Below are 6,801 nucleotides of genomic sequence, written 5' to 3'. Positions count from 1 at the left end.
ATACGGGGATGACACAAGCAAGAAGCCCCCGCAGTTGCAGTTGGGTCATCCTTGGCGGCCTGCCCGCCGGCGAGGCGATTTTAATCTTTGAACCGGACTCTCCGCCGCCAAGCCCACGCTTCGCGGGTCAAAGCGCAACGCGCTCCACGCTCGCAAGCTCGAACCCGCTCCGCGCGCCAAACCCCGAGCCGCCTCAGAACGGATAGTGAGCGTGCTGGGTAGCCAACGTCACCCACCGCGTAGCAGTAAACGCCTCCACCCCCCACCGCCCCCCAAACCGCCCATACCCACTAGCCCCCACCCCACCAAACGGAGCCTGCGGTTCATCCCCCACAGTCTGGTCATTCACATGCACAATCCCAGACCGCACCCGCCGAGCCAGCCGCAACCCCCGAGCCCCGTTCTCCGTCAAAATCCCACAAGTCAACCCGTGCTCGGTAGCGTTCGCCAACGCCACCGCCTCCTCATCAGACCCGAACACCTCCACCGCACACACCGGCCCAAACGCCTCCGCCCCATACAGCTCCATCTCAGGCGTCAACCCGGTCACCACCGTCGCCGGGTGCACCGCCCCATCCGGCTCCCCACCCCCGACAAGCACCGACGCCCCCTTGGCCCGCGCATCCGCCACCAACCCCGCCACCCGCGCCGCTGCCGCAGGATTCACCAACGGCCCAACAACAGTCTCCGCCGCCCGAGGATCGCCGTGCGGCAATGCCGCCACCCGCTCAACAAAACGGGACGTGAACTCCGCCGCCAACGACGAGTGCACCAACACCCTGTCCCCAGACATGCAAATCTGACCCGCGTTCATGAACACCCCGAAAACGGCGGCGTCCACCGCGTACCCCAGATCAGCATCGTCAAGCACGATGATCGAGTTCTTCCCACCCAACTCCAGCACCGCCGGCTTCAAATACGAACCGGCCAACGCCCCCACAACGCGCCCAACCCCGGTGGACCCGGTGAAGTTCACAACCCGCACCCGAGGATCGGCGATCAACGCCTCACCCACCACCGCCGCGTCCACCGGATCATTGGTCACAACATTCAGCACCCCAGCAGGCAGCCCAGCCTCGCGCATAACATCCGCCAAGAACAGCCCAGACGCCAAAGGCGCTTCCTCACTAGCCTTGAGCACCACGGTATTGCCCGCCGCCAAGGGCGCGGCGAACGCCCGCGTCCCCAGGATCACCGGGGCGTTCCACGGTGCAAAGGCCGCCACCACCCCGACCGGCTCCCGCACCGCCATCCCCAACGCCCCAGGCTCCTCGGCACTCAACACCTCACCACGCGGCGCAGTCACCGACGACGCCGCCTCACGCAGGATGTTCGCCGCCAGGAACACGTTGAACCGCGCCCACGGCTGCGTCCCACCCACCTCCGACGCCATCAACTCGACCACCGCGTCCGCCCGCGCCTCCAACGCCGCCGCCGCGTCCATCAGCAACCGCCGCCGCGTGAACGGACTCATCGCCGCCCACTCGTCGAACGCCTGATCCGCCGCGTCCACGGCCCGGGTCACGTCCTCAGGCCCAGCCGCCGCGACGGTCGCGTACACCTCCCCGGTGTAAGGGGCGATGTCGTCCACAGTGCGGCCGGACGCGGCGGGAGACTCCTCGCCGCCGATCAGCAGGGTGCGGTGGATGGTCATGGTTGTGCCTCCTGACCAGGGGCAGGGTTGGTCGGTGCGTCGAGCCTAGGCACAAACAGGGTGATCGGGTTGTGTGAATGTGTACGCCGTTTGGCTGTGCGCGCACGGAACTTCGGACGTACGAACCCCCCAAACCCAACGACCAACACCCACCGCTACGGGCAACCCGCCAGCACCCGCTCCAACGCCGCCCGCTCCGAAGCCCGCACCGACAACCCGTAAGCCGCCTTCACCCCGACATAGATCCGCGCATACGGGCACGCATACCCGGAATTGGGCGGCAACCACTCATCGGGCGTGCGATCACCCTTGTCCTGATTGACCTTCCCCTGCACAGCCACCAGATTGCGCAAGTCGTTGGCCGCCTGCACCCGCCGCTCCGGCGGCCACCCCGCGGCCCCGCTGCGCCACATCTCCGCCAACGGCACCACGTGGTCGATCTGCACCTTGGACACGCTGGTCACGGTCTGCCCGGTGTACGGGTCGTGCAGCGTGCCCTCCTTCACCGCGCACCGCCCGTCCTTGCGCACCACGCCGACCATGTCCCGCGCCAACACCTGGCTGCGCTGGTCGCACCCGTCACCGTCCACATCGGACCACGGCCGTCCGAACACGCACGCGGCACCGTTGTCGCAATCCCGCTCGTACCCGTCCATGCGGCCGGGCTCCGCCACCGCCAACGCCCCCAACTGAACCCGCGCGGTCGCGGTGTCCACCGTGCCCTCCGGCACCTTGTCGATCGGCGTGCTCTGACCCGGCGCGAACCCACACCCGGCCACCACCAACGCGAGAAGAACCAGGACAGCACGGGACACGGGCACCTCCAGCGCGACTGCCCACTGAGATACCCGCACCCCACACCCGGCGTAACGACCCCGACCGGCGCAACGATCTGCGCCGGTCGGCGGCCACGATCACCGGCCCAGCCCACCTCAGCTCGGCGCCAAGCTCACCGACCCTGCAACGCCTTCACATTGCGCCCGAACGTCCAACCCTTCGACCCGTCCCAGTTGATCGACCAGGTCATCAAGCCCTTGAGCTGCCCACCAAAGGCGTTCCAAGCCTGCGCGACCTGACTGGTCGACATGTACCCGCCCCCAGCCCCAGGCTGCGCAGGCAGCCCCGGCACCTGCTTGTCGAACGGCACCCGAATAGTCGTCCCCTGCACGACCAGCCCCTTGTTCAGACAATTGGTCTGCGCGGTAAAACCCTGGACAGTCCCCGCCTGGTACGAGTCACCTGAGCACCCGTACATGGACCCGTTGTAGTACTGCATGTTCAGCCACCACAACCGCCCGTTGTCCGCGTACTTCTTGATGATCGGCAGGTAAGCCCCCCAGATCGACCCGTACACGATGCTGCCGCCGGTCACGTAAGCGGTCTCCGGCGCCATCGTCAGGCCGAAGTTCGCGGGCATCCGCGCCAGCACGCCGTCGATGATCCGGATCAGGTTGGCCTGCGACGGTGACAGCGAGTTGATGTTGCCGCTGCCCACCAGCCCGGTCTCGATGTCGATGTCGATCCCGTCGAAGTTGTACCGCTGGAGGATCGGCACGACCGTGTTCACGAACCGGTCCGCCACCGCCGACGAGCTGAGGTCGATGCCCGCCGCCGCGCCGCCGATGGACATCAGGATCGTCGCCCCGGCCGCCTTCGCCGCGCACATCTCCGCGGGCGTGGCGACCTTGACGTCGGTGTCCATGCCGTCCTCCCACAGCACCGTGCCATCCGATCGGATCACCGGGAACGCCGCGTTGATCACGTTGTGGCCGTTGGCGGCGATGCGGCTGTCGGTGATGGGGATCCAGCCCAGTGGCGGGTGGACGCCGTTCTTCGCGCCGTCCCAGTTCTCCCAGTAGCCCTGGAGCACCTTCCCAGCAGGCCGGGACTTCACCGCGCACACGTCAGCCGCCGCATGCGCGACAGCACTGGCACAAGAAGCAATGAGCAAGACCGCCGCGACGAGAGCGAACAGCCTCGATGCCCGATGGGTCATTTCCGCCCATGTCCAATCCCGGCGGCCAGAAGTGATCTATCGGCGAACCTCATGGAAGCAGGGGCCGCGAGCGCGCCACAACCCGACGATCGGCGCAACCTCTGGTACGACAGCGGTCATGGGTGACATCGCGGTGGTCGGAGGCGGGGTGATCGGCCTGACCTGCGCGCTGCGGCTCGCGGAGGAGGGCCACCGGGTCGAGGTGGTGTCGGCGACCCCGCCCGCCGACACGGTGTCGGCCGTGGCGGGCGGTCTGTGGTTCCCGTACAAGGCCGCTCCGGTCGACGCCGTGCTGCGCTGGGGACAGGTCTCCCTGAGCCGTTTCCGGGAACTGAGTCCGGCCGCCGGCGTGGTGTGGCGGGAGGGCGTAGTCCTGCACCGCACCCCCGACCCGGACCTGTCCTGGACCACCGCCGTCCCCGCCCACCCCACGACCACCCTGCCGCCCGGTGTCCTCTCCGGCCTGGTCTGCACCCTGCCGGTCGTCACCATGCCGACCTACCTGGCATGGCTGGTGGACCGCTGCGCCGCAACCGGCGTGTCGTTCCGCTCGCACGACGTCCACCACCTCGACGAGCTACCCCACAAGACCATCGTCGTCGCGGCCGGCCTGCGCTCCGGCGAGCTGCTGGACGACGACACCCTGGTCCCGGTGCGCGGACAGGTCGTCCGGCTGGCGAACCCAGGCTTGACCCGCTGGCTGGTCGACGACGACAACCCCGCCGGCCTGACCTACGTGATCCCGCGCGGCGACCACGTGGTGTGCGGCGGCACGGCCGACGAGGGCGCGACCGACCTCACCCCGTCGCCGGAGGTCGAACGTGGCATCCTGGCCCGCGTCCACGCCCTGGTCCCGGCCCTGCGCGACGCGCCCGTGGTGTCCCGCGCGGTCGGGTTGCGGCCGGTCCGGCCCGCCGTGCGCGTGGACCGGGTCGAGCGCGGCGGCAAGACCGTGGTCTCGTGCTATGGCCACGGCGGTTCGGGTGTCACGCTGTCCTGGGGCTGTGCCGAGGACGTGGTGCGGCTGACCGGTTTGTGATCGGGTCGGGACGGGCAACACCGTGGGGGAGAGGGGGTGAGCGGACGTGGGAACCGGTGGCGTGGTGGCCGCGGCGGCGCTGGCGGGCGTGGTGGCGGCCGGGGCCGGCGGGCTGGCCGCGCCGGACGACGAGCCGTGGCGGGCGCTGGGCCTGGAGGTGGTCGACCGGGTCACCCAGGACGACTCCGAGTGCGTGTCCCACTCGTTCGGCCAGGTCCGCGACCTGCTGACGGCCACGCCGTGCGTGTCGCTGACCCGGCTGCTGATGACCGTCCGGGACGACGACGGGACGCTGATCGCGGTGTCCGCCGCGTGGGTGCAGTTCGAGCGGCCCGAGATCGCGGCCGAGTGGAAGCGCGTGGAGGACATCCACGGCACCGGCGACATCAGCCCGCTCTCGTCGTCCCTGCTCCAGCTGGACCCGATCAAGTTCACCGCCCACCACTACGACTCGCAGCTGCTGGACACCACCGTGGTGATCGCCGAGTCCGAGCCGGTGGAGGGCCAACCCACCCCGGAGCTGCTCAAGGACGTCGCCAAGGTCGCCGTCCGCACACCCCGCCCCTGAAGCACATCCCGGCCCTGACCCGCACATCCCGCCCCTGACCAGTGCTTTTGCCGTATCGGCAAGAAATGTGGCAGGCCGGCGCGACCCCGGTGCACAGTGCGGCCATGACGACTGCCGAACAGTACTGGGAGACCTTCTACGCCGACCGCGACCAGGTGTGGAGCGGCCGGGTGAACCCGTTGCTGGAGCGCGAGGTCCGCGACCTCGAACCCGGCACCGCGCTCGACCTCGGGTGCGCGGAGGGCGGTGACGCCGTCTGGCTCGCCGCGCGCGGGTGGCGGGTCACCGGTGCCGACATCTCCGCCACCGCCCTGGCCAGGGCGGCGGTGCGGGCGCGGGAGGCCGGGGTGGGCGACCGGATCACCTGGGAGCGCCACGACCTCGCCGAGTCCTTCCCGGACGGCGAGTTCGACCTGGTGTCCGCCCAGTTCCTGCACTCGCCGGTGGAACGCGAGGGCGAGCGGGACGCCGTGCTCAAGCGCGCCAAGGACGCCGTCGCGCCGGGCGGGGTGCTGGTGGTCGCCGGGCACGCGGGCTGGCCGTCGTGGCAGCACGACCACCCGCACGCCGACTACCGCTTTCCGACCACCGCCGACGTCCTGGCCGCGTTGGACCTGGGCGAGGACTGGGTGGTGGAGACCGACGAGGTGGTCGAGCGCGAGCACAACGGCCCCGACGGGGAGCCCGGCACCCGCACCGACAACGTGGTCCGCGTGCGCCGCCTGCGGTGAGCGTCAGCGCGGTGAGCGTCAGCGCGAGCGGGCGCGCAGGTGCGCCCGCTCGCCCTGCTGGCCGAACAGGGTCAACAGCTCCACCGGGTGGGCGTCGGCGGCGTCGAAGAAGTGCGGCACGTGGGTGTCGAACTCGGCCGCCTCGCCCGGCTTGAGCACCAGCTCCTGCTCGCCCAGGTACAGCCGCAGCTTCCCGTCCAGCACGTACATCCACTCGTAGCCCTCGTGCACGCGCAGCTCGGGCTCGACGTGCGCCCGCACCCCCGGGATGATCATCTTGAACGCCTGCAACCCGCCCGCCCGGCGGGTCAGCGGGATGATCGTCCGCCCGCCCCGTCGCACCGGCTTGAGGTGCACGCGCGGGTCGCCGGTGTTGGGCGCGCCGACCAGCTCGTCCAGCGGCACGCCGTGCGCGCGGGCCAGCGGCAGCAGCAGCTCCAGGTTGGCCCGCCGCTGCCCGCTCTCCAACCGGGACAGCGTGCTCTCCGAGATCCCCGTCTCGGCCGCGAGGTCGGCCAGCGTCACCTCGCGCTGCTTGCGGATCGCCCGCAGCCGGGGACCGACCGCCTTGAGCACGTCGTCGAAGTCGTCCACCCCGCCCACCTTGCCGAATCGGCAAGCCCCAGGCAAACCGGCAGGCCGGGGCTAGACGAGTAATGCGCAACTCGGGAGGGCAGAGGCGCAGGGCATGCTCGTCGCCCCTCACACGGCCCTTCGCGCCGCAGGGCGCGCCTTGTCCTTTGGGCTCGCGCAGCAGACCTCCCAACTTGGGCTTCTTCCGTCATCCCCGTATGGCCTGCCCGAAGGGCTACC

General features: G+C 69.9%; 7 protein-coding genes. 3 read left to right on the top strand and 4 right to left on the bottom strand.

Annotation, left to right across the window (positions count from 1 at the left end; translation table 11 throughout):
• Positions 1-193: 193 nt before the first annotated feature.
• The 3 genes from WBN91_RS38550 to WBN91_RS38540 all read right to left on the bottom strand — a co-directional run bounded on the left by WBN91_RS38550 (position 194) and on the right by WBN91_RS38540 (position 3,650).
• Positions 194-1,654 carry an aldehyde dehydrogenase family protein gene (locus WBN91_RS38550; RefSeq protein WP_337729255.1) on the bottom strand — a complete coding sequence of 487 codons (1,461 nt, stop codon included), beginning with the start codon at positions 1,652-1,654 and terminating at the stop codon, positions 194-196.
• 155 nt (positions 1,655-1,809) lie between these two features.
• Complete coding sequence (locus WBN91_RS38545; RefSeq protein ID WP_337729254.1) at positions 1,810-2,469, bottom strand: HNH endonuclease family protein; 660 nt, start codon at positions 2,467-2,469, stop codon at positions 1,810-1,812.
• Between the two features lie 134 nt (positions 2,470-2,603).
• Positions 2,604-3,650: a chitinase gene (locus WBN91_RS38540; protein ID WP_337729253.1), complete on the bottom strand. Its 1,047-nt coding sequence runs from the start codon at positions 3,648-3,650 to the stop codon at positions 2,604-2,606.
• 118 nt (positions 3,651-3,768) lie between these two features.
• On the opposite strand from WBN91_RS38540, the gene WBN91_RS38535 reads away from it, so the two are divergent.
• The 3 genes from WBN91_RS38535 to WBN91_RS38525 all read left to right on the top strand — a co-directional run bounded on the left by WBN91_RS38535 (position 3,769) and on the right by WBN91_RS38525 (position 5,988).
• Positions 3,769-4,689 (top strand): FAD-dependent oxidoreductase, encoded by a 921-nt coding sequence (locus WBN91_RS38535; protein WP_337729252.1) that lies wholly within the window; start codon positions 3,769-3,771, stop codon positions 4,687-4,689.
• 46 nt (positions 4,690-4,735) lie between these two features.
• The gene (locus tag WBN91_RS38530; protein WP_337729251.1) at positions 4,736-5,257 is read left to right on the top strand and encodes a hypothetical protein; all 522 of its coding nucleotides are present in this window, start codon (positions 4,736-4,738) and stop codon (positions 5,255-5,257) included.
• A gap of 104 nt (positions 5,258-5,361) precedes the next feature.
• Entirely contained in the window at positions 5,362-5,988 is a 627-nt protein-coding gene (locus WBN91_RS38525) for a class I SAM-dependent methyltransferase (protein ID WP_337729250.1), read from the top strand.
• Positions 5,989-6,006: 18 nt separating this feature from the next.
• Here WBN91_RS38525 and WBN91_RS38520 read toward each other — a convergent pair whose 3' ends face one another.
• Positions 6,007-6,582 carry a helix-turn-helix domain-containing protein gene (locus tag WBN91_RS38520; protein WP_337729249.1) on the bottom strand — a complete coding sequence of 192 codons (576 nt, stop codon included), beginning with the start codon at positions 6,580-6,582 and terminating at the stop codon, positions 6,007-6,009.
• Between the last annotated feature and the right edge of the window lie 219 nt (positions 6,583-6,801).

The sequence above is a fragment of the Saccharothrix sp. CCNWYY140 genome (assembly GCF_037401995.1).
Taxonomy (GTDB): domain Bacteria; phylum Actinomycetota; class Actinomycetes; order Mycobacteriales; family Pseudonocardiaceae; genus Actinosynnema.
Note: the sequence above shows the minus strand (reverse complement) of the source record. Positions and strands in the feature narration are given on the sequence as shown.